At 69.7% G+C, this 20,453-nt stretch carries 12 protein-coding genes; 5 read left to right on the forward strand and 7 right to left on the reverse strand.

Going from position 1 to position 20,453, the window contains the following annotated elements:
- Positions 1 to 8: 8 nt before the first annotated feature.
- Complete coding sequence (locus OHS57_RS30025; RefSeq protein WP_041992299.1) at positions 9 to 1,079, reverse strand: DUF2637 domain-containing protein; 1,071 nt, start codon at positions 1,077 to 1,079, stop codon at positions 9 to 11.
- Between the two features lie 305 nt (positions 1,080 to 1,384).
- Positions 1,385 to 2,284: a (2Fe-2S)-binding protein gene (locus tag OHS57_RS30030; protein ID WP_328583905.1), complete on the reverse strand. Its 900-nt coding sequence runs from the start codon at positions 2,282 to 2,284 to the stop codon at positions 1,385 to 1,387.
- A gap of 153 nt (positions 2,285 to 2,437) precedes the next feature.
- Between OHS57_RS30030 and OHS57_RS30035 the strand changes: the two genes are divergently transcribed.
- The 5 genes from OHS57_RS30035 (at position 2,438) to OHS57_RS30055 (ending at position 9,062) form a co-directional block, all read left to right on the forward strand.
- Entirely contained in the window at positions 2,438 to 3,202 is a 765-nt protein-coding gene (locus OHS57_RS30035; RefSeq protein ID WP_328583906.1) for a GntR family transcriptional regulator, read from the forward strand.
- Between the two features lie 43 nt (positions 3,203 to 3,245).
- Entirely contained in the window at positions 3,246 to 4,976 is a 1,731-nt protein-coding gene (locus OHS57_RS30040; protein ID WP_328583907.1) for an ABC transporter ATP-binding protein, read from the forward strand.
- Positions 4,973 to 6,742, forward strand: a complete 1,770-nt coding sequence (locus OHS57_RS30045) for an ABC transporter ATP-binding protein (RefSeq protein ID WP_328583908.1) — start codon at positions 4,973 to 4,975, stop codon at positions 6,740 to 6,742. Before OHS57_RS30040 ends, OHS57_RS30045 begins: the two co-directional genes overlap by 4 nt.
- A 162-nt stretch (positions 6,743 to 6,904) precedes the next feature.
- Positions 6,905 to 7,351: a hypothetical protein gene (locus tag OHS57_RS30050; protein ID WP_328583909.1), complete on the forward strand. Its 447-nt coding sequence runs from the start codon at positions 6,905 to 6,907 to the stop codon at positions 7,349 to 7,351.
- A 118-nt stretch (positions 7,352 to 7,469) separates the two neighbouring features.
- Complete coding sequence (locus OHS57_RS30055) at positions 7,470 to 9,062, forward strand: condensation domain-containing protein (RefSeq protein ID WP_328583910.1); 1,593 nt, start codon at positions 7,470 to 7,472, stop codon at positions 9,060 to 9,062.
- A gap of 60 nt (positions 9,063 to 9,122) precedes the next feature.
- Here OHS57_RS30055 and OHS57_RS30060 read toward each other — a convergent pair whose 3' ends face one another.
- Genes OHS57_RS30060 through OHS57_RS30080 form a run of 5 tightly spaced genes read right to left on the reverse strand, consistent with a single transcriptional unit; the run spans position 9,123 to position 20,046 of the window.
- On the reverse strand, positions 9,123 to 9,908 hold the full coding sequence (locus tag OHS57_RS30060; protein ID WP_328583911.1) for a hypothetical protein: 786 nt from the start codon (positions 9,906 to 9,908) through the stop codon (positions 9,123 to 9,125).
- Positions 9,905 to 12,280, reverse strand: coding sequence for an amino acid adenylation domain-containing protein (locus tag OHS57_RS30065; RefSeq protein WP_328583912.1), 2,376 nt, complete (start codon positions 12,278 to 12,280; stop codon positions 9,905 to 9,907). The genes OHS57_RS30060 and OHS57_RS30065 overlap by 4 nt, the downstream gene beginning before the upstream one ends.
- Positions 12,270 to 15,374, reverse strand: a complete 3,105-nt coding sequence (locus OHS57_RS30070) for a type I polyketide synthase (protein ID WP_328583913.1) — start codon at positions 15,372 to 15,374, stop codon at positions 12,270 to 12,272. Before OHS57_RS30070 ends, OHS57_RS30065 begins: the two co-directional genes overlap by 11 nt.
- Complete coding sequence (locus OHS57_RS30075; RefSeq protein ID WP_328583914.1) at positions 15,371 to 18,757, reverse strand: non-ribosomal peptide synthetase; 3,387 nt, start codon at positions 18,755 to 18,757, stop codon at positions 15,371 to 15,373. The genes OHS57_RS30070 and OHS57_RS30075 overlap by 4 nt, the downstream gene beginning before the upstream one ends.
- Positions 18,754 to 20,046: an MFS transporter gene (locus OHS57_RS30080; protein WP_328583915.1), complete on the reverse strand. Its 1,293-nt coding sequence runs from the start codon at positions 20,044 to 20,046 to the stop codon at positions 18,754 to 18,756. The genes OHS57_RS30075 and OHS57_RS30080 overlap by 4 nt, the downstream gene beginning before the upstream one ends.
- Between the last annotated feature and the right edge of the window lie 407 nt (positions 20,047 to 20,453).

Consider the following 20,453-nt stretch of genomic DNA (forward strand, 5'->3'; position numbering starts at 1 on the left):
ACCCAGGATCAGCCGAACTGCTGCTCAAGGTCCTTGAGCTTGCGCTCAAGGGAGTCGAGCCTCGGCAGTGCCTGGGTGTCGTCCTCCGCCGTGAGGTCCACGGTACGTGGAGTCTCAGCGCCTTTGACCGCCTGAAGGGACGGCCACGAGCGCTGCGGATCCGGTTCCCGCTGGGGGAGGGGTTCGGGCTCCGATAGCGCAGGCTCCGATGAGCCGACGGCTGCGGGAGCCGAACCTGATGCGGTCAGTGCGGGGACCTGACGGCCACCGCGACCACGCGGCCAGGAGCGGTGCTGCCGGTTGAGCGCCCTTATCTGCGCCCGGTCCAGCTTCCCCTGTTCGCGCCTGCGGTGCCTGGTCTGCTCCTGCTGACGCTTGTCCTCGCGGACTTCTTCGACCGCCTCGTCCAGCGTACGGACGCCTTCGAGCAGCATCAGCGACCAGGCGCCGAAGGTCTCGCGGGGCGCACGCAGCCACCGTACGATCCGGATCTGCGGCAACGGGCGCGGCACCAGGCCCTGTTCGCGCAGCGCGGCCCTGCGGGTCTGCTTCAGCGCACGGTCGAACAGCACCGCTGACGAGAGAGACATCCCCGCGAAGAACTGGGGCGCGCCGGCGTGGCCGAACCCCCGAGGCGCGTGCACCCAGTTGAACCAGGCGGCAGCGCCGGCGAACAGCCACACGAGCAGCCGCGAGCCGAGAGCGGCGTCACCGTGGCTGGCCTCGCGCACGGCGAGCACGGAGCAGAACATCGCCGCGCCGTCGAGGCCGAACGGAACCAAGTACTCCCATCCGTCGGTGAGGTTGAGGTTTTCCTGGCCGAAGCCGACCAGGCCGTGGAAGGAGAGCGCGGCGGCCACCGCTGCACAGCAGAAGAGCAGTGCGTAGGAGGCCGTGCCGTAGATCGCTTCCTTCCGTCTGCGGCGTTCTTCCTGGCGTTCCCAGGAGTCCTCGGAGCCGGCCGCAGCCTTGACACTCGCGCGCTTGCCGCGCGCGAGCACTGCCACCGCCGCCAGGATTCCGACGAGCAGCACGCCGCCGGGAAGCAGCCAGTCGAGCGATATGTCGGTCAGACGCATGCGGTGTTCCTTGCATCGCAGTAGGACGTTTCGGGCGCCATATTGGCGGAAGAAGGGTGTCCCACAGAGGGTTTCGGGACAAGAGAACGCCAACGGGGCGTCGAGTTACGCAAATAGGCGCGTTCGGCTAGAACTGCCGTGCGGCATGCGGCTGTCATGTTTGATTAATATCACCCTTGCGAGTGGCGTTGAACGCGGGGTGACGATCCGTCAGACCCACCGCTGAACTTCCGCCGTACGAGGCCTTCCGGAGCGGTGTGTCGAGGGGTGTGTCAGGGGTGTGCGGGGCTGTGTGCCGGGGTGTGTCAGACCTGCGCGGAGGCCTGCGCGGCGGCCTCGGTGACGGCTTCGGTGACGGCTTCGGCGGCGGCGAGCTTCGCCACCCGGTCCGCGTCACACGTACGCGGGCAGGTGACACACGTGTCGTCCGGCCGCAGTGTGTAGTAGAGGCAGCAGCTCGCCCGGTCGCGCGTCGGCAGTGGTTCGCCCGACCCGCCGGTCAGCTCCCGGAAACCGGGGGTGCCCACGTACGGCCGTACGCCGCCCGGCAGCAGCAGTTCGAGCTCGGCCATCGCGCGCGGCTCGTCGTCCACGAGCGAGCCGACGTACCAGAGCCCTTCGACGATCTCGTCGGTCGCCATGCCCCACAGCGCCCTCGGGCCACGGCGCATCCGGGGTGCGAAGACATCGAGAAGCGGACCGAGATGCTCGGCGACCGCGGCCCGTACCTCGGCGCGCAGCGCCTCCTCGTCCGGTACGACACGGGCGCCGGGCAGCCCCGCGGCCGGGTCGTCGGGCAGGCAGGCGAATTCCCCGGTCCTGACCGCCATCCGGCCCTGCGTCCGGTGGAAGGCGACGGCCCCGACCGGCAGCCGTGGCACCCGCCGCTGGAGGAACCACGGCACGGTGATCAGCAGGCAGGCGGGCCACGCGTAGCGGTGCAGACCGAAGGTGGCGACCACGTCGGGCCGGGCCTCCTGGCCGTAGTCCCGCACCACCTGGGCCGCGTCCCACGCCAGGAACTCGTCCAGGACGGGACCGCCGGCCGCGAGGTCGGCGGCGCCCAGCCAGCCGGCGCCGGTCGGCAGCGGTTCACGTTCGGCGATCTCGTCCACCCGCATCCCTGGGAACACCTCGGTCAGCCGCGTGTAGGCGGCGCTGACGGGCGAGGTGGACAAGCTGGGCAGCAGGGTGGACAGGCTCATGCGGGGACCACCGAATCGCGTTCGTTGACAGGCAAGGCTTACCTTACCCGATGTGATCGATGTTTGAACTGCGGCCGGGGCCGCCTATCGTGCAGAGGAGCATCGGCCGCCCTTGACCCGGGCGGGGACCTGACAGGCCGGAGGCGGACCCGCGTGGAGCAGAGCGGTACGCGTGACACCGAGGCCACCGGCGCGTCGGCATCGGCATCGGCCTCGTACGAATCGGTCCGGTCGGTCCGGCTGCCGGAGCAGGCGCGCGGCGAACACACGCACAGTGAGCCGGCCGCCGCGCTGCCGGTGCGCCGCCACTCCGTGCGCGGCCAGATACTCGCCGCCCTGCGTGCCGCGCTCGTCAGTGGCGAGCTGGCGCCCGGCGGTGTGTACTCCGCGCCCGCGCTGGGTGACCGGTTCGGTGTCTCCGCCACGCCCGTGCGTGAGGCCATGCAGCAGCTCGCCGTCGAGGGCGCCGTCGAGGTCGTACCCAACCGCGGGTTCAGGATCGCCGAGCGCAGCGCCGGTGAACTGGCCCAACTCGCCGAGGTGCGGGCGCTGTTGGAGGTGCCGGTGATGCTACGGCTGGCTCGTACCGTCCCCACCGAGCGCTGGACGGCGCTGCGGCCCCTGGCCGACGAGACGAGTGCGGCGGCGGCATGCGGCGACCGCGGCGTGTACGCCGACCGGGACAGGGCCTTCCACCGGGCACTGCTCTCCCTCTCCGGCAATCAGCAGCTGGTCATGATCGCCGACGACTTGCACCGCCGCTCGCAGTGGCCGCTGGTGAGCGCACCGGCGACGCGCCGGGCGGATCTCGTCGCCGACGCGGCCGAGCACCTGGCGCTCCTCGACGCGCTGATGGCGCGTGACCTGCCGGTCGTGCAGTCGCTCGTGAGCGAACACTTCACGGGCGCCTCGGGCTGACCCGCAGCCCGGTCCACATGGGCATTTGACTAGTGTGTTACCCATGAGTGGCGCCTACATGAACCCGGGAGAGCCCGACCGGCGCGGTGCCGCGCGTTATCTCTGGTGGCTGGCCGCGAGCCAGCCCCGCCGTATCGCCGCCGGGGCCACACTCGGCAGCCTCTGGATGATCGCCCTCACCCTGCCGCCGTTCCTGCTCTCCCACGCCATCGACGACGGGCTGCGCCCCGGCCGGCGCGACGCGCTGCTCGGCTGGACGGCCGCGCTGCTCGGCGTCGGCGTCCTCAACGCCTGGCTCGCGATCATGCGCCACCGCACCATGACCAGGATCCGGACGGACGCCGCACTGCGCACGGTGCAGACCGTGGTCGAGCACGCGACGCGGCTCGGTGCCACCCTCCCGCGCCGTGTCACGGCGGGGGAGATGGTCACCATCGGGTTCGGCGATGTCGCGATGATGGCCGGCACCCTGACCGTGACAGGGCCGGGAGTCGGCGCCGTGCTCTCGTATGCCGTCGTGGCCGTACTGCTGTTGACCATCTCGCCGCTGCTCGCCGTGGTCGTGGTGCTGGGCGTGCCCGTACTGGTGCTGCTGATCGGACCGCTGCTGGGCCGGCTGCGGGCGGTGGAGACCTCGTACCGCGCACAGCAGAGCGAGCTGGCCGCCCGGGTCGCCGACATGGTGGGCGGGCTGCGGGTCCTCGGCGGTCTCGGCGGCAAGGACGCGTACGCGACGCGCTACCGGCGCGGTTCGCGGCGGCTGAGCACCGAGGGCTACCGGGTGGGGGCGGTGACGAGCTGGATCCAGGCCCTCGGTGTCGGCCTGCCCGCGCTGTTCCTCGCCGCCGTGACGTGGCTGAGCGCCCGGATGGCGGCGCAGGGGACGATCAGCGCCGGCGATCTGGTCGCGGTCTACGGTTACGTGGCTGTCCTCGTCGTGCCGGTCTCCTTCTTCATCGAGGGCGGTTACGACGTCAGCCGCGGGCTGGTCGCGGCCCGCCGTGTCACCCACTTCCTGAACCTGCGCCCCGAGGCGGCGGACGACACCGGGACGGCGCGGGTGGCGGCGCCCGCTGAACCGTCCACACTGCGCGACCCCGAATCCGGTGTGGAGATCGAACCCGGGATGATGACCGCGCTCGTCTCGGCCCGGCCCGAGGAGACGGCCGCCGTGGTCGACCGGGTGGGCCGGTTCGCCCGCTCGGCAGCCACCTGGGGTGGCGTACGGCTCGACGCCGTCGCCCTGACGGACGTACGGGAACGGATCCTGGTCGCCGACAACGAAGCCGATCTGTTCTCGGGCACCCTGCGCGCCGTCGTCGAGGGCCGGTCGGAACGGAGAGACGAAGCCATCGCCGAGGCCGTACGTACGGCGGTCGCCGACGACATTGTCCAAGGGCTGCCCGGGGGACTTGACTCCGCGATCGACGCCCAGGGCCGCAACCTCTCCGGCGGCCAGCGCCAACGCGTGCGGCTGGTACGGGCGTTGCTCGCCGAACCCGAGGTGCTGCTCGCCGTCGAACCGACCTCGGCGGTCGACGCGCACACCGAAGCCGCCCTCGCCGCGCGCCTGCACGCGACGCGCGCCGGGCGTACGACGGTGGTCACCAGCACCTCGCCGCTGCTCCTGGACCACGCGGACGCCGTCTGCTATCTGGCCGACGGGCGGGTGGCGGCCGTGGGCACGCACCAGGAGCTGCTGTCATCGACGGCGGGATACCGGGAGTTGGTGTCGCGGGGTGCGGAGGAGGACGAGGAGGCGGTGGGCCGATGACCGGCGACCGCGACGCAACCGCGCTGCCCGTCGCGGCACAGCGCCACGTCCGGCGCGCCGCGATGCGGTTGATCGGGCAGGAGCGTGCCGCCTTCAGCCTGATGCTCGTCCTCAACGCGGCTGCGGCGGCCGTCGGTCTCGTCGCGCCGTGGCTGCTCGGGCGCATCGTCAACGTGGTGAGCGCGGGCCACGGCGCCGTCGGCACCGTCGACCGGTACGCGTACGCCATCGTGGCCTGCGCGCTCGCCCAGCTGATCCTCACCCGTTACGCCGGGTACGTCGGCCACCGCTTCGGCGAACGGACCTTGGCCCGTGTCCGCGAACAGTTCGTCGACCGGGCACTCGACCTGCCGGTCGCCGTGGTGGAGCGGGCGGGCACCGGCGATCTGACATCGCGGGGCACCACCGACGTCGTGGCGGTGGGCAGCACCCTGCGCGACGCGGGCCCCGAGATCGTGATCGCCGCGATCCAGGCGGTGTTCGTCATCGTCGCCGTACTCGTCCTCGATCCGCTGCTCGGGCTGTGCGGCCTGCTGGGCCTGTTCGGCATCGTGATCGCCGCCCGCTGGTACCTGCGCCGCGCCCGCACCGCCTACCTCGTCCAGGGCGAGGCCGACTCGGGTTTGGCGGAGGTCATCACCACCACGGCCACGGGCGCCCGTACGGTCGAGGCACTGAGCCTCCAGGACCGCCGGATCACGGCCGGCCGCGAGGCCAACGGGACGTGGCTGCGGACCCGGCTGCGGACGCTGCGGCTGCGCAGTGTGCTCTTCCCCTCGATCGACATCTCGTACGTCATCCCCGTGGTCGCCGTCCTGCTGGTCGGCGGCGCGCTGCTCGACCACGACGCGGTCAGCCTGGGCACGGTCGTCTCCTGCGCCCTGTACCTGCGGCAGCTCTCGCAGCCGCTGGACGTGATCCTGCAGCAGATGGAGCAACTGCAGAGCAGCGGAGCCGCGTTCGCACGCGTCGAAGGCCTCGGACTGGCCCCGCGCGTACGGCCGTCCACGGGCCCGGTCCCCGCGGACGACCGCATCGAGGTGACCGGCGTCCACTACGCGTACGACGGCGGCCGCGACGTGCTGCACGGCGTCGACCTGACGGTCCGCCCCGGCGAACGGCTCGCCGTCGTCGGCCCGTCGGGAGCCGGGAAGTCCACCCTGGGCCGGCTGCTCGTCGGCATCGACCGGCCGGGCCGGGGCACGGTGACGGTGGGTGGCGTACCCGTCGCGGACCTGGACCCGGACGAGCTGCGCCGCCAGGTGGTGCTCGTGACGCAGGAGCACCATGTCTTCCACGACACGGTCCGCGACAACCTGCTGATCGCGGCCCCGACCGCCACGGACGAAGACCTGTGGTCGGCGCTGGCGGTGGTGGGAGCGGACTGGGTCCAGCGGCTGGTGGACGGCCTGGACACGGAACTGGGCGCGGGCAAACACCTGGTCAACGGCGCGCAGTCGCAGCAACTGGCCCTGGCCAGAGTCGTACTGGCCGACCCGCACACCCTGATCCTGGACGAGGCGACGGCCCTCCTCGACCCCACAACAGCCCGCCACACGGAACGCGCCCTGGCAGCGGTCCTGAAGGGCCGCACGGTCATAGCCATAGCCCACCGCCTCCACACAGCCCGCGACGCGGACCGCGTGGCGGTAATGGCAGCCGGCCACCTGACGGAACTGGGCACCCACGACGAACTGGTGGCGACGGAGGGCGAGTACGCGGCGCTGTGGCACTCGTGGCAGGGCGAGCCGGGCACCACGCACTGAGCCGGGGAAACCCGCCAGGTTCCGCTTAATTACGCCCGGGACAAGATTCCGCCTGAACAGTAACCCGCAAGGACCACCCCCTCCACACTTCCCACCACTCCGGATCGGCTCTGACCGCCAAATGCGTCACACCGACGCCCTTTCAGTGCGCATGATAGGCGTATGGCCATCTCTGAATCCCGCCTCAGAACCCTGCTCGCAACCCTCGATCTCCCGCCACGCGACTATGTCGTCGCCGGTAGTGCACCGCTGTTAGTGCACCATCTGAAGCCGGAGATATCCGACCTCGACCTGGTGGCCCGAGGAACGGCCTGGGCGAGGGCCGTCGAACTCGGCCGGCCGGGACCGGCGGCATCCGGTAACGGGCTGCGGGTCGGGCTTACGGGCGCACCGGTCGAGATATTCGACTGTTGGCATCCGATCCGCCAGTTCGGGGTCGACGTCGACACCGACCGCCTGATCGACGAGAGCGAAATGATCGACGGCGTACATTTCCTGTCACTGTCACTTACGCTCATCTGGAAGCGGAGCCTCGGCCGGGCCAAAGACCTGGCCGACGTCGCGCTGATCGAAGGACATCTCGCGCAGACCGCCGACGTTCCGAAGTAGCCCGCATACAAGCGAGTTCGATGTTGCCGGCCCCGTCGAACTGTCCTACGCTCGCGCACGACGCCGGCCGCGCATCACCTGCCGAAGGGAACCAAACAGCATGACAACGGGGATTTCCATGGAACCGACAGTCGCGCCGGGCGAGCTCAAAAGCTGGCTCGCGGCGCAGTGGGCGGAATTACTCGGGTCCGAGCCACAGGACGATACGGACTTCTTCGCGCTCGGGGGCAGCTCGCTGCAAGCGACGGTTCTGGCCGCCCGGATCCGAAAGGCGGGCTTCACGCAGATCGGCCTTGTCGACGTCCTGGAGCACCGCACATTCGCGCGGCAGTTCGCGGTGATCGCCGCACACCTGGGGCAGCAAGCGGACAGCGTTCCGGCGGCCGTGCCAGGGCTCTCCCACGCTCAGCAGAACCGCCTGGCGATGGTGCGCGAGCGGCTGCGGGCCGGCGAGGCCGCGCCGCCGTTCGCGATCCAGCTCGCGGTGGAGCTCGTCGGCCCGGTTGACGTCCCGGCGCTCGAATCGGCGGTCCGGAGCCTCGTCTCCCGGCACGCCGGGCTGCGGACCGCGTTCCTCACGGACCAGGCCGAACTCAGCCTCACCGAGCTCCCGGTACAGAGCGAGACCGAAGCGTTCCTGGGCGTCCGCGACCTGCGCCACCGTCCCTTCGACGACGCCTGGTCCGACGCGCTCACCCTGGCTCACGAGACGGCGGCCACCCCCTTCGACTTCAGCGGCTCACCTCTGCTGTCCGCGCATATCACGCTGCTGAGCGAGGACCGCAGCCTGTTCACCATGACCGTCGACCACCTGGTGAGCGACGCGACCTCCATGGGGCTGCTGTGGCGTGACCTCACCGAGTTCTACGAGGCGGCGCTGCAGAACCGCCGGCCGCAGTTGCCGTCTCTGCCCGTCACCCCGCAACAGGTACTCGGCGCGCGTGACGCGCAGTGGCGGGCCGGCGAGGCGCGCATGCTGGAGGCGTGGGACAAGGCGTTGGCCGGGTTCCCCAGCGCACCACAGGACGATCTCGCGCCGGTCGATCCCGCGGAGGAGTTCCGTCCGCCGCAACCGGCCGCGTTCAGCGAGTTCACCCCGCCCGCTCCTGCGGCTGCCGCGTTCGAGGCCGCCTGCCTGGCCGCCGGAGTCACGCAGCACACCGCGGTGATAGGCCTGGTTTTCCACGCGCTGCACGCGCTCGACGGCAGACAGGACGCCGTGGTGTGCTCCTCCCAGTCCGGCCGGACGAGCGTCGACGAGGAACACCTGGTCGGCTGGCTCTCGGACAGCGTGATCGTCCGCCTCGGTGACCCGGACGGCGGCCTGCGGGTGTCGGCACTCGAACTGGTCCGTCGTACGCAGGAGCAGCTCATGTTCGCGTATCGCAATCCGGTGCCGTTCAACGTGCTGGTGCGGCGATATCAGGGCACGGTAGGCGGTCGATCACCGCACAAGCCACACATCTACGTCCACCACACGGGCGGCTCGACGGTCGGCGCCCATCTGGGGGCCGCGCGGGCCCGGCTGCTGGAGGAAAGCGCACCTTTCACAACTTTCCCCGGGCCCAGTATTCAGGTTGAGCGCGACGGTGACCAACTCCGCATGGGTGTGAATACGGTAGCGGGCCGCTACCCCGACGGACTTGTCGACCGGTTCGGTGCGGCGTTGTGTGACGCGCTCACCCAGTTCGTGGACGAGGCGACCGCATGAGTTTCACCCCTTCGGCGCTGATCGTCTCCGATCCGTGCCGAAGGGGTGAAAGTTGCTAGTTCACAAAGGCAGCTTTTCCTCTTCGCCGAGAGGTTGCCCACCGAACTGCACCGTTCGTAGCGCTCCACCCGTGCGAACGGTTACCGCACGAGACCAGTAATCGGAAGGGAGCCGACCGGGATGATCCTTCGACTCCTCCTCGATGGAGGTCAAAACCTCCTTCGTCACCGCCAAGGGACGTTGGTCCCGCGGAACTTTGGAAAGCTTGGCTGCTGTATTCACGCAGCGCCCCGCCCAAATCCTGTCTCTTACGCCGCCGGCATCCACAGGAACGGCGAAGACCGACCCTATGTCTATGCCGAAGCCGACACTGAAACCCAGTCTCCTTCGCGTCGCAGCCTGATTGCGCCCTAAGTGCGCTTGAAATCGCGGATGCAAGTTGTTCGAGGCGTAACGGTTGACTTGTACGGCTGTGTCAACGGCCCTGAGCGCGCTGTGCGGGCCGGTGAAGAATGCCAGTACGGCATCTCCTTGTACCCCGCGGACGTGTCCCTCATTGGCCGTTGTGACCGCCGCAGCGCCCAGCGCGAGAGCCCGGAAGAATCTGGCTCCGTCCTGTCTGCCCAGGGCATTCAAAATATCGGACGACCCGTTGACGTCAAGAAACAGGCACGCGGCATCGAACATGACGGCGTCCTGCTCATTTCGTGCGCTCGTCGAGATGAACCTCGGCCCCATGTGCCGTATTCGGTGCGGGGTGTTGAGGCAGTCGTCGGCAATACCTTCCAGATGTGATGTCAAGTCCATCAGCGGTGCCTCTGCCGGGTTGGGATCGTCGTCACTCATCCGGCAGCGGGCCGGCGGCGGGTGCTACCGCGACCGATGCCGGTGTTCGCCGGGGCGGGCAGGGCCACCCGGTCACACTTGCCGTTGGCGGTGACGGGGAACGTGGGCAGTGACACGATCACAGCGGGGACCAGCAGCTCCGGCAGCATGGCGGCCAAGTGGCCGCGTAGCGCCGCGGTTTCGTCCGGGTCCAGTGCGGGGGTGACGTAGAGCACGAGTTTCGCACTGCCGGCCACATCGTCCCGCACCATCGCGACGGCCGCGCCGACCGAAGGATGTTCAGCGGCCACCGCTTCAATCTCGCCCGGCTCGATCCTCAGCCCGCGAAGTTTGATCTGGTGGTCCCGGCGGCCGTGGAACACCAGGAATCCTTCGTCCGACCAGCTGACCAGATCGCCGGTACGGTACAGGCGCTCGCCCGATGCGTCGGGGTCGTCGACGAAGCTCGCCGCGGTCAACTCCGGCTGACCGACGTACCCGCGGGCGAGACACACTCCGCCGACGTACAGTTCGCCCACTTCCCCCGCGCTGACGGGGCGGCCGGTGTCGTCGCGTACCGACACACGTACCCCCCTGATCGGCCGGCCGATCGGAACTCCCGGCCCGGGTTCGGGTGTTCGGCAGGTCCACCACGTCACATCGATCGATGCCTCGGTGGGGCCGTAGAGATTGTGCAACCGCGCGTCGTACGACGCGGCGAAACGGTTGGCCAACCCGCGGCTGAGCGCCTCGCCACTGGCGATGACATGCCGCAGTGCGGAGCACGGAGCCGCCTCGGTCTCGGTCAGGAACGCCTCAAGCATCGACGGTACGAAATGGACGACCGTGATGCCTTCCCTGCGGATCGTCTCCGCCAGGTACTCCGGGTCCCGCTGGCCGCCGGGCCTGGCCATGACCAGCCGTGCGCCCACCGTCAGCGGCCACACGAACTCCCAGACGGACACGTCGAAGGTGTACGGGGTTTTCTGCAGGACCGCGTCGCCGGGGCCGATCGGGAACCGTTCCTGCATCCAGCGCAGCCGGTTGACCAGACCGCGGTGCGGAACGCCGACACCCTTGGGCCGGCCGGTGGATCCCGAGGTGTAGATCACGTAGGCGAGATCCAGATCGCTGTCCGTACCTGGCTGCGCCGGAGCCCGGCCGCCTGCCTGGCCGGCCGACGACCCAGGAGCGCCGTCCAGGCCGAGGACCGTGGTACCGCGACGGGTCGGCAGTTTCGGTCGGTACTGCTCGTCGGCAAGGATCACCGGCGGTTCGGCCTCGCCGAGCACATGCTCGATCCGGCCGGCCGGCCAGGTCGGGTCCAGAGGCAGAAACGCGCCGTCGGCGAGCAGGACCGCCACGATCGCGACCGCCAGGCCGACCGAGCGCTCGGCGCACACGGCAACGGTCACATCGGACGTGACACCTTCGTCCCGCAGCCGCTGGGCCAAAGCGCCTGCACGCCGGGCGAGTTCCCGGTACGAGATGGACTCCGCCTCGTCCGCGACCGCCGGTGCGCTTCCCGCGAGGTCGAACGCGCGCCACAGCAGATCCGGCATGCGCGCGCCGTCGTCCCATGCCGGTTCACCGTGTTCCCGCGGCCCGGCGGCGGCTGACGGCGGATCGATGAGCTGACCGAGCAGCCTGGCGGTCTGCGGATCACCCAGCAGCGATCCCGTCGGCAGTGGCATCTCCTCCACCCGGACCCCGGCGCGCGGCCAGTCCGGGTGGGCGAATCGGAGCCCGTCGTTCCCGACCACCACCGCGTCGGGCCGTAGCGCGGACGGGACAGGGGTGTCGAGGGTGTGCAGGAGAAATCCGAACCAGGCGCGATAGCGGTCGCTGAGCATGACGACGCACATGTCGAGGTCTTCCTCAGGAAGCCCGTCGGCGCGGAGTCGTGTGATCAGGGCCTGGCGCAGCCAGTCCATGATCTCCGGGAGGGACAGCTCGCCTTCGTAGTCCTCGCGGGCGGTCGCGCCGAGGGTCGCGCGGATCGCCGCGGCGTCGGCCCGGATCAGGTCCGGTGTCAGCCAGGTCGGCTCCAGCAAGACGACGCGCGGTCCGGGGGAGCCCTGGCCGGTGAGTTGGTCCGCCAGGTGCAGACTCAGCGTCGCCGCGCTGCAGTAGCCGATCACCGTCTCGGGACGTACCCCGAGGCGGTTCAGCTCCTGTGCGCACGCACGGGCGAGTTCGACGATGTCCTCGGTGTCGGTGAGCGGAGCGGTGACCGCGTCGATGCGGTAAAGGCCGCGCTCCGCGGTCAGGGGGTCCGCCACGTCGGCCAGTGTGGTCTTCGGTGTGAACTCGTTGAAGTCGACGATCACTACGGGTCGTACCGTGCTGTCGTGTAACGCCACGATCTTTGCCAGCGGCTGTTCAGAACTCATGGGGCGTTCGTGTCCTCTCCGGCGTCGCCATGGAAGGGCTGGAGCTTTCGGCCGAGCCCGCTCGGACGAGCCTCGCCTGTGCGGCGAGGGCCGAGTGTTCGAGTACTGCGTCGAGGTTGAGCGTCACGTCGAATTCGCGCCGGATCAGGGCTATGAGACGCACAGCGAGCAGGGAGTCGCCGCCCAGGGCGAAGAAGTCGGCGTCACCTGCGATCGGTTGGTCACCGAGCAGCCGCTGCCAGATGGCCTGGAGCCGTGACTCGACCGTGGCCGGTTCCTCGGCCGGCGCCGGTCGGTACGGCGGCTGCGCCGCCTGCTCGGCCTGCTCGGCCTGCTCGGCCTGCTCGGCCTGCTCGGCCTGCTCGGCCTGCTCGGCCTGCTCGGCCTGCTCGGCCTGCTCGGCCTGCTCGGCCGGGGCGTTCGACGCAGGCGGGCGAGCGGCCACCGTCGGCGTGGGTGGGGCGAGCCAATGGCGACGGCGCTGGAACGGGTAGGAGGGCAAGGGCACTCGGCGGCCCTGGCCGCCACTGAAGGACGTCCAGTCGATGTCGGCGCCCGCGGTCCACAACGCACCGACGGCGGCCAGCAGTTCCGTGTGCGGATCGGTGCCGGTCCGGGCGCCGGGCATCGCCGGCCGGCACACCAGGTCTCCGTCCTGCTCGTGTGACATGGCGAGACTGGTCAGGGCGCGTCCGGGGCCGACTTCCACCAGCACCGGTCGCGTCATGGCCAGCACCCGGGTCAGCCCGGCGGAGAAACGCACCGGCTCCCGCAGATGTCTGGTCCAGTACTCCGCCGAGTACTCCCCGACCGGCTCTCCCGTGAGGTTGGACATCACGCGCATGCGGGGGCGGCGATACCGTACGGCGGACGCGTGCTCGTGGAACTCGTCCAGTACCGAGTCCATCAGCACGCTGTGAAATCCGTGCGACACGCGCAACGGCCGGGCGGAGATGCCGCGGTCGAGCGCGGTTTCGGCGAACTCGGCCACCGCCTCGCGGTCTCCCGACACGACGACCGACTCGGGGCCGTTGTGGGCCGCGATGCAGACGCCTTCGGGTAGCAGCGGCTCGATCTTCTCCCCGGCCGTGTGCACGGCGAGCATGCTCCCGGGCGGGGCGCCGTCCATGAGCCGTCCGCGTACCGCGACAAGGTTGAGGGCGTCCGGGAGGGTGAGTGCCCCAGCCAGGCAGGCGGCGGTGTACTCACCGATGCTGTGGCCGATGAGCACTCTCGGCTTGATCCCCCAGCCGGTGAGCTGGCGCGCGAGCGCGTATTCGGTGACGAACAGAGCCGGCTGGGCCAGCCGGGTGCTCCGCAGGGCGGCTTCGGACCCGGGTTCTTCGCTTGCGTCGAGCAGCAACGTGCTTAGATCGACGCCGAGTTGCCCGGTGAGCTGTTCGCTGCATTCGTCGACCACCGCCCGGAACCGCGGCAGTGCTTCGTAGAGGCCTGCCGCCATGCCGGGGCGCTGGGCGCCCTGCCCCGGGAACATGAATCCGATGGTGACAGCGCGGGCCGCCTGGCGCGGCAGGGCCGACCGCAGCTGATCGCGCAGGGCGCGGGGATCGCTGCCGGCCACCGCGGTACGCCAAGGTGTGGTGGCCCGGCCGACCTGCAGTGTGTGCGCGATGTCCGGGACATCAGCGGCGACCGACGTGTCCAGATGCTGGGAGAGCGCGGCCGCAGAGGCGCGCGCCGCTTGCGGATCTCGGGCGGACAGTACGATCAAGGACGGTCCGGGTCGTTGCTTCCGCGGCGCCTGCCGTACCGCCGGCTGCTCCACGATGACGTGGGCGTTGGTGCCGCCGATGCCGAACGCGCTGACACCGGCGCGGCGCGGCCCGTCTTCGCCCGGCCAGCCACAGGCCTGGGTGTTGACGAAGAACGGTGTGGACTCCCAGCCGATCTCCGGGTTCGGCTCACGGCAGTTGATCGTCGGCGGGATCACGCCTTCGCGCACCGCCAGGACCGCCTTGATCAGCCCGCTCACACCGGCGGCCGCGTCGAGGTGCCCCAGGTTCGCCTTGACGCTGCCGACGGCGCAGAATCCGGTCCTGTCCGTGTGCTCCCGGTACGCCTCGGTCAGGGCCGCGATCTCGATGCCGTCACCGAGTTCGGTGCCGGTGCCGTGTGCCTCGACGTAGCCGATGCTCTCCGCGGCGATCCCCGCTGAGGACAGCGCGGCGCCGATCACCTCGGCCTGCCCCTCGGCACTTGGCGCCGTGTACCCCACCTTTCGTCCGCCGTCGTTGTTGATGGCTGATCCGCGGATCAGCGCGTGCACGGTGTCGCCGTCGGCGTACGCGTCCTGGGCCCGCTTGAGGGCCACCAGCGCGGCGCCGTGGCCGACCACCGTCCCGTGCGCGTCCCGGTCGAACGGCCGGCAGTGGCCGTCGGGCGAAAGGATCCCGTTGCGGGCGTAGACGTACCCTGCCTGCTGGGGAGGCTGGACCGAGGCCCCGCCGGCGAGGGCGATGTCGCATTCGCCCCGCAGCAGGCTCTGTCTCGCCATGTGCACTGCGACCAGCGACGTGGAGCACGCGGTCTGGACCGCCACGGCGGGCCCTCGCAGGCCGAGTTTGTACGCGATCCGGGCAGCGGCGTGGTCCTTCTCGTTGCCCAGGACGAGTTGCAGGAGGTCGGCCTCGTCAGCGCGGCGCGGGTCGGCCAGCAGATGACGCAGGAGATAGCTGTTGACTCCGGTGCCGACGAACACCCCGCCCTTGCCGTGGAAGCCGCCGTATCCGGCGGTGTCCATCGCCTGCCACGCGCATTCGAGGAGCAGCCGCTGCTGCGGGTCCGTCAGCTCCGCCTCGCGCGCCGAGTATCCGAAGAAGTTCGCGTCGAAGAGTTCCACATCTCTGAGGACTCCGCGCACCGGTACGTAATCGGGGTCCTCGTATTCGGCCGCGAGCACCCCTGCGGCGGCGAGCTGTTCGGCGGTGAAGCGGGTCAGCGACTCTTCGCCGGCCAGGAGGTTGGTCCACAGCTGTTCGACGCCGTCCGCGCCGGGGAACCGTCCGGCGAGACCGATGACAGCGATGGCCGTTGACAGGTCGGGGCCTTGGGCAGTGGTGGGTTCGGACTTCATGTGACACTCACCTTCGCGTGCAGGAAGGCGGCGAGCTGTCCCACGGTCGAGTATCTGAACATCTCCGCGAGCTTGATCTCGCAGCCGGGGAAGGTGGCAAGCAACTCGTTGCGGACCAAGGGGATTTGCAGGGAGTCTCCGCCCACGTCGAAGAACCGGTCGCTGTAACCGAAGTCGGCCGACCCCAGGATCCGCTCCCAGACCTCGGCGATCTTGTCCTCGATCTCTTCGACCTCGCCGATCTCGTCGGGCGCTTCGATGCCCTCGTTGCCCGGCCCGGATGCGCCGGACGACATGGCAAGCGCAATGGCTGTCAAGGCCGGTACGTCCACTTTGCCGTTCGCGGTCACCGGAAGGCGTTCGGTGACGGCCCAGAGTGCGGGAACTGCGAAGTCCGGCAGCTGCTCGGCCGCCAGAGCCCGCAACCGCAGTGGATCAAGGGCGCTCCGGCCGGTGACGATCCCTGCCACGATCCGGGTCTCGGCCCCGCCGGTGGCGGCCACAGCCACGGCGTCCGTCACATCCGGCAGACCGCGCAGGACCGTGGCCACTTCTTCGAGTTCGACCCGGAAGCCCCGGATTTTGACCTGGTGATCCCGGCGGCCCAGAATCCGCAGGTTCGCGTCTTCGTCCCAGCGCACCAGATCCCCGGTGCGGTAATAACGGCGCCGCCCCGGCCCGAGCACGAAGCGTCGCTCCGTCTCCGGGGGATCGTTCAAATAGTCGATCGCCAGCCCCCGCCCCGACGTGTAGAGCTCCCCGATCGCTCCTTGTGGCACCGGCCGCCCGGTACCGTCGACGACCAGAACGTCCGTTCCGGCGATCGGCCGGCCGATCGGAACGGTGTCGCCGACGGCTGCGGGGTCGTCCACATGGTGGACCGTTGTGAAGGTCGTGTTCTCCGTCGGGCCGTAGCCGTTGGTGATCCGCAGGCCGGGGCAGCGCTCCAACACCCGACGGACCTGGGCGGCGGGCACGACGTCTCCGCCGGTCAACAGGTGGTCGACCGCGCTGAAGGCTTCGGGCTCGTGATCCGCCACGAGTCGGAAGAGTCCGGCGGTCAGCCAGAGCCCTGTCACCGCCTGGGCGCCCAGGAACCGCGCCAACTCCCCGGTCGTCGGCTGCCGGTTCGGGTAGACAGCGATCGAGCCCCCGGCGGCCAGCGGGGCGAAGATCTCCAGCGTCGACGCGTCGAAGGACAGCGGGGCGAGTCTGAGGAAGCGTTCGAGCGCCTTGGGGCGGACCACGTCGGTGGCGAGGATCAGTCGCAGCACGGCGCGATGGGGGATACGGACCGCCTTCGGCTTGCCGGTGGAGCCCGAGGTGAACGCGATGTACGCGACGCGCTCCGGGTCGGGCGCGGCGGGAGGCGGTACGGCCGCTGCCATGAGCGGAGGCGCCCAGGAATCAACCGGCTCGACATGGCGCACCGCGAGCCCGGCGGAGGCCAGCTCGGCCGCCCGCTGCGGATCGGCCAAAACCGCTGCGGGCCGGGCCAGTTCGGTGACGCGACGCACGACGGCGGCCGGTGCTCCCGGCTCCAGGCCGATATAGGCGGCGCCGATCCGAAGTGCGGCCAGCACCGCGACGATCTCCTCGGCCGAGCGCGGTACGGCGATGACCACACGGTCGCCGTCCCGGACACCTGCCTCGTACAACTCGGCGGACTGGGCCTCCACCGCGCGCACCAGTCCGGCGTAGGACAAGGTCTCACGATCGGGGACCACTGCTGCCGGCGCGAGCGGGTTCTGTCCTGCGAGCTGCTCGACAAGCTGCCACAGACCACCCGGCGAAGCCGGTGCGGTCCCGGGGGCACTCACGTCGGCCGGCGTGGCCCCGACAGCTGTGATCTCGCCCTCGTGGTTCTCGGTCATCTGCCGCAGCACCGTCAGGAAATCCGCGACGAGCAGCGAGGCGTCTCCGGGCGTGAGGACAGAGGACGCGTACTCCACGCACAGTCGGGGCTGTTCACCCCACCGCTGCACATACAGCAGGGCATCGAACGTCGCGCCGCCGCAGTGTCCCTCGTACAGCCGGGCTTCAAGGCCCGCGACATCGAGCCGCTCGGGCACCATCTCGTCATGCGCGGCGAAGCCCACCTGGGTCAAGGGCGTGCGCCGTGCGTCGGTCCGGACGCCCAGAGCGTTCGCGAGGCGCTTGCGCGGCACGTCCCTGGCGTCGATCGCGGCGCGGACATCCCGGCCGACAGCCTCGACGTAGCTACGGACGGTCTGTCCGCCGGCAAGCTCGCACCGCACCGGCAGCACCGACGTGGCCAGTTGGACCGTCGCCTGTTCCGCCAGCGTCGAACGGCCGACCCAGGAGAGGCCGACCAGCAGCTCGGAAACACCGGCCCTGCGGGCAATCGCAGCCGACCAGGCAGCGAACAGCAGCACGTTGCGCGTGACACCACAGGCTTGCGCCAACTCGACGCATCGCTCGCTGAGGTGGGCGTCGAGACGGACGGGGACGCGTACGCCACGGCCGTCGAAGACCTCGGGCCGGCGAAGGTCACTGGGCAGTTCCAGTACGGTCGGTGTTCCGGACAGCTCGCCGATCCGGCGGACGACGATGTGTTCCGCGACGATTGCCGGCCGGTCCGCGGGGCCGGGTGCCGTACCCGCAGGACCGGCCGCCCGGTAGTGGTCGAACAGCTCGCGCCACAACAGCCCGACACTCCAACCGTCGGCCACCACATGGTGAATCAACAGACTCAGCACATGGCGGGCGCTGCCGGCCTTGGTCAGGGTGAAGACGACAGGTGGGCATGCGAACGGTGACAGCAAGGAGGCCGAAGCCGCGCTGAGCATCGTGTGGACCGTGTCCACCCCGGCTTCGCCTTCGGCGAGTTCCCACTCGTTGAAGCGCACCCGGGCCCGCCATCGGGGGACGACGCGTGCGCGCGGCCCGTCTGGTGCTTCGAAGTAGACGGTGCGCAGGGCCTCATGACGATCCGTCAGGGTCTGGACCGCGTCCAATAACGCCTCCCGGTCGAGTTCACCGTACAGATCCACGCTGAAAAGCAGTCGCCAAGGCGCGCCCGCGTCCAGCCCCTCGCTCAGCAGCATCGTGGTCTCGCCCGCGGTCGCCGGGCGGTCGAGGCGGCTCGACGGTGCGTGGCTCTCCGCCCGTTCCGGCAGCGGTCGGGTCGCGGTCAGGCTCACGGCCAGCGGGTCGCCGCCCAGCAGGCCGGACAGGTCGAGCGCGAGACCCAGCCGCTCGGCGCGGGCGACGAGGTCGACCGCACTGAGCGACGTGCCTCCTAAGGTCACGAACGAACTCTTCTGCGCTGCGACCCGCACATCGGCCGGCTCACGTCCGAGGACCAGCGCCGCGACCGATGTCAGCGCTGACATCGCGGGGGCCTGTGTTTCAGTACTCATCCACTCTCTCGATTCGGTGTCATCAATGAGCTGACGGTGTCGGTCCCGGCCTGCTGCCCCGCCGACGAGGTCGCGTCCTCGGGTGTCCTGGTGCGCTCGGCCCAGGAGATGACCGGCCCGTTTGCCAGCAAGCCGGCCACGAAGATCGAAGCGAGGATGAACCATCCGCCCGGTACGAACCGCGCGGTGCAGAAGGTCACCACCACCGGTCCGACGATGTTCGGCAGCGACCCGCCCAGCGCGTACATGCCGCCGTAAGCACCATGGGCGTTGTCCGGCGCCAGGCCGTAGCGGAACGACCAGTTGGCGCTCTCGCCCCACAACTCGCCCAGGGTCAGCAGGGCGACGGTGACCAACAGGACGCCGGTCGCTGCGAGGGTGCTGAGCTCCGCCACGGCGGCGGCGCTCGCACAGGCGAGGGCGAGGACGGCGAACGCACCGCGCTGCATACGCCGGGCGCCGGCGACGGTGTCGCTCCCTCGGGACATCCGCACCTGGAGGGCGATCACCAGGAGTGTGTTGCCCAGAATCATCCACGCGGCCAGCGGTGGGGGCACAGCGGTGTGGGTGATGATCCACAAGGGCAGCCCGACGGTCAGGACCGTGTTGCCGATCAGGGTGGTGCTGCTCACCACCGACACGGCGATGTAGGGGAGGTCGTATGTCCGGGTACCGCTGGTTTCCTTTCCCGCGCCCATCCGATCGCTACGCGGGCGCGGCAGGCGCAGACTCAAGGCCGCGGCGGCCAGTGCGGCCACCGCCATGCCCAGGATCAACGAGGCGTACGCCGCTCTGGTGTTGACGCCGAGCACCACGCCGGCGCAGAGCGCGCCCAGCGAGAATCCGATGTTGGTCACCACTCTGCTGTACGCGGCCGTCCGCACGCGCTGTTCCTTCGGCACCAGTTCGGCAAGGAGGGAGCCGCGTGCGACGTTGCCCCCGGCCTCGACGATTCCGATCCCGGTGATCACCGGGAGGTACTCCCAGAACGAGTGCACGAACACGGCGGCGATCAGCAGTAATGCGAGCACTGTGGAGCACGCGATCGACACGTCGCGGGAGTTCCAGCGGTCGGCCAGGCGGCCTATGGGCATACTGAGCAGCACGCCGGCTAAGCCGGCCGCCGAAAAACCCAGTCCGACCATGGACGGGGATATTCCGCTCTCTTTCACGAAGAAGATGGCGCTGCCAGAGGTGTACAGACCATAGCCGATTGTCGCGATGAGGTTATTCGTCTGAAGGACGCGGACCGGTCCTGGAGGCGGCAGGATATCTGTGAAGCGCCGCACGGGACACACCTCCCCGGTAGAGGTATCAAGGTAAAAGGTTGCGTCGGCTCCCGGGGGCCCGTACCGGCTGGTCACGGCAGGCCGGACACCCTAAGCACCGCTGGGAAAAGAGGAGTTATATCGAGAACCACGATCAGGCAAAGAATGGTGCGTTCCGGGCCGGAGCCCATGGTTGGTAACGCCGCCGACTTCCTCTCCGGTGGCCTCGTGGACAGAACTATGCACCGGTGGCTGATGGCGGAGCAATGAATTTCTGAGATATCTGAGGTTCCCTTGAGTATCGCGCGGAGATCGGCTGGTTGATTAACCAAGACCATGAGTCGACGACAAAGCGGAATAAGAAATACCGCCTCCGTCACCAGGCCGGGTACCGGCTGGAGCGCGTGTGACGCAACGCCCCACGCAAA

It is taken from the genome of Streptomyces sp. NBC_00370 (assembly GCF_036084755.1).
Taxonomy (GTDB): Bacteria; Actinomycetota; Actinomycetes; order Streptomycetales; family Streptomycetaceae; genus Streptomyces.

Bases quoted from the DNA above. Each gene is read 5' to 3' on its own strand.
- OHS57_RS30045 (WP_328583908.1), top strand. From the start codon at position 4,973: ATGACCGGCGACCGCGACGCAACCGCGCTGCCCGTCGCGGCACAGCGC.
- OHS57_RS30070 (WP_328583913.1), bottom strand. From the start codon at position 15,374: ATGAAGTCCGAACCCACCACTGCCCAAGGCCCCGACCTGTCAACGGCC.
- OHS57_RS30075 (WP_328583914.1), bottom strand. From the start codon at position 18,757: ATGAGTACTGAAACACAGGCCCCCGCGATGTCAGCGCTGACATCGGTC.
- OHS57_RS30050 (WP_328583909.1), top strand. From the start codon at position 6,905: ATGGCCATCTCTGAATCCCGCCTCAGAACCCTGCTCGCAACCCTCGAT.
- OHS57_RS30065 (WP_328583912.1), bottom strand. From the start codon at position 12,280: ATGAGTTCTGAACAGCCGCTGGCAAAGATCGTGGCGTTACACGACAGC.
- OHS57_RS30030 (WP_328583905.1), bottom strand. From the start codon at position 2,284: ATGAGCCTGTCCACCCTGCTGCCCAGCTTGTCCACCTCGCCCGTCAGC.
- OHS57_RS30040 (WP_328583907.1), top strand. From the start codon at position 3,246: ATGAGTGGCGCCTACATGAACCCGGGAGAGCCCGACCGGCGCGGTGCC.
- OHS57_RS30060 (WP_328583911.1), bottom strand. From the start codon at position 9,908: ATGAGTGACGACGATCCCAACCCGGCAGAGGCACCGCTGATGGACTTG.
- OHS57_RS30025 (WP_041992299.1), bottom strand. From the start codon at position 1,079: ATGCGTCTGACCGACATATCGCTCGACTGGCTGCTTCCCGGCGGCGTG.
- OHS57_RS30055 (WP_328583910.1), top strand. From the start codon at position 7,470: ATGGAACCGACAGTCGCGCCGGGCGAGCTCAAAAGCTGGCTCGCGGCG.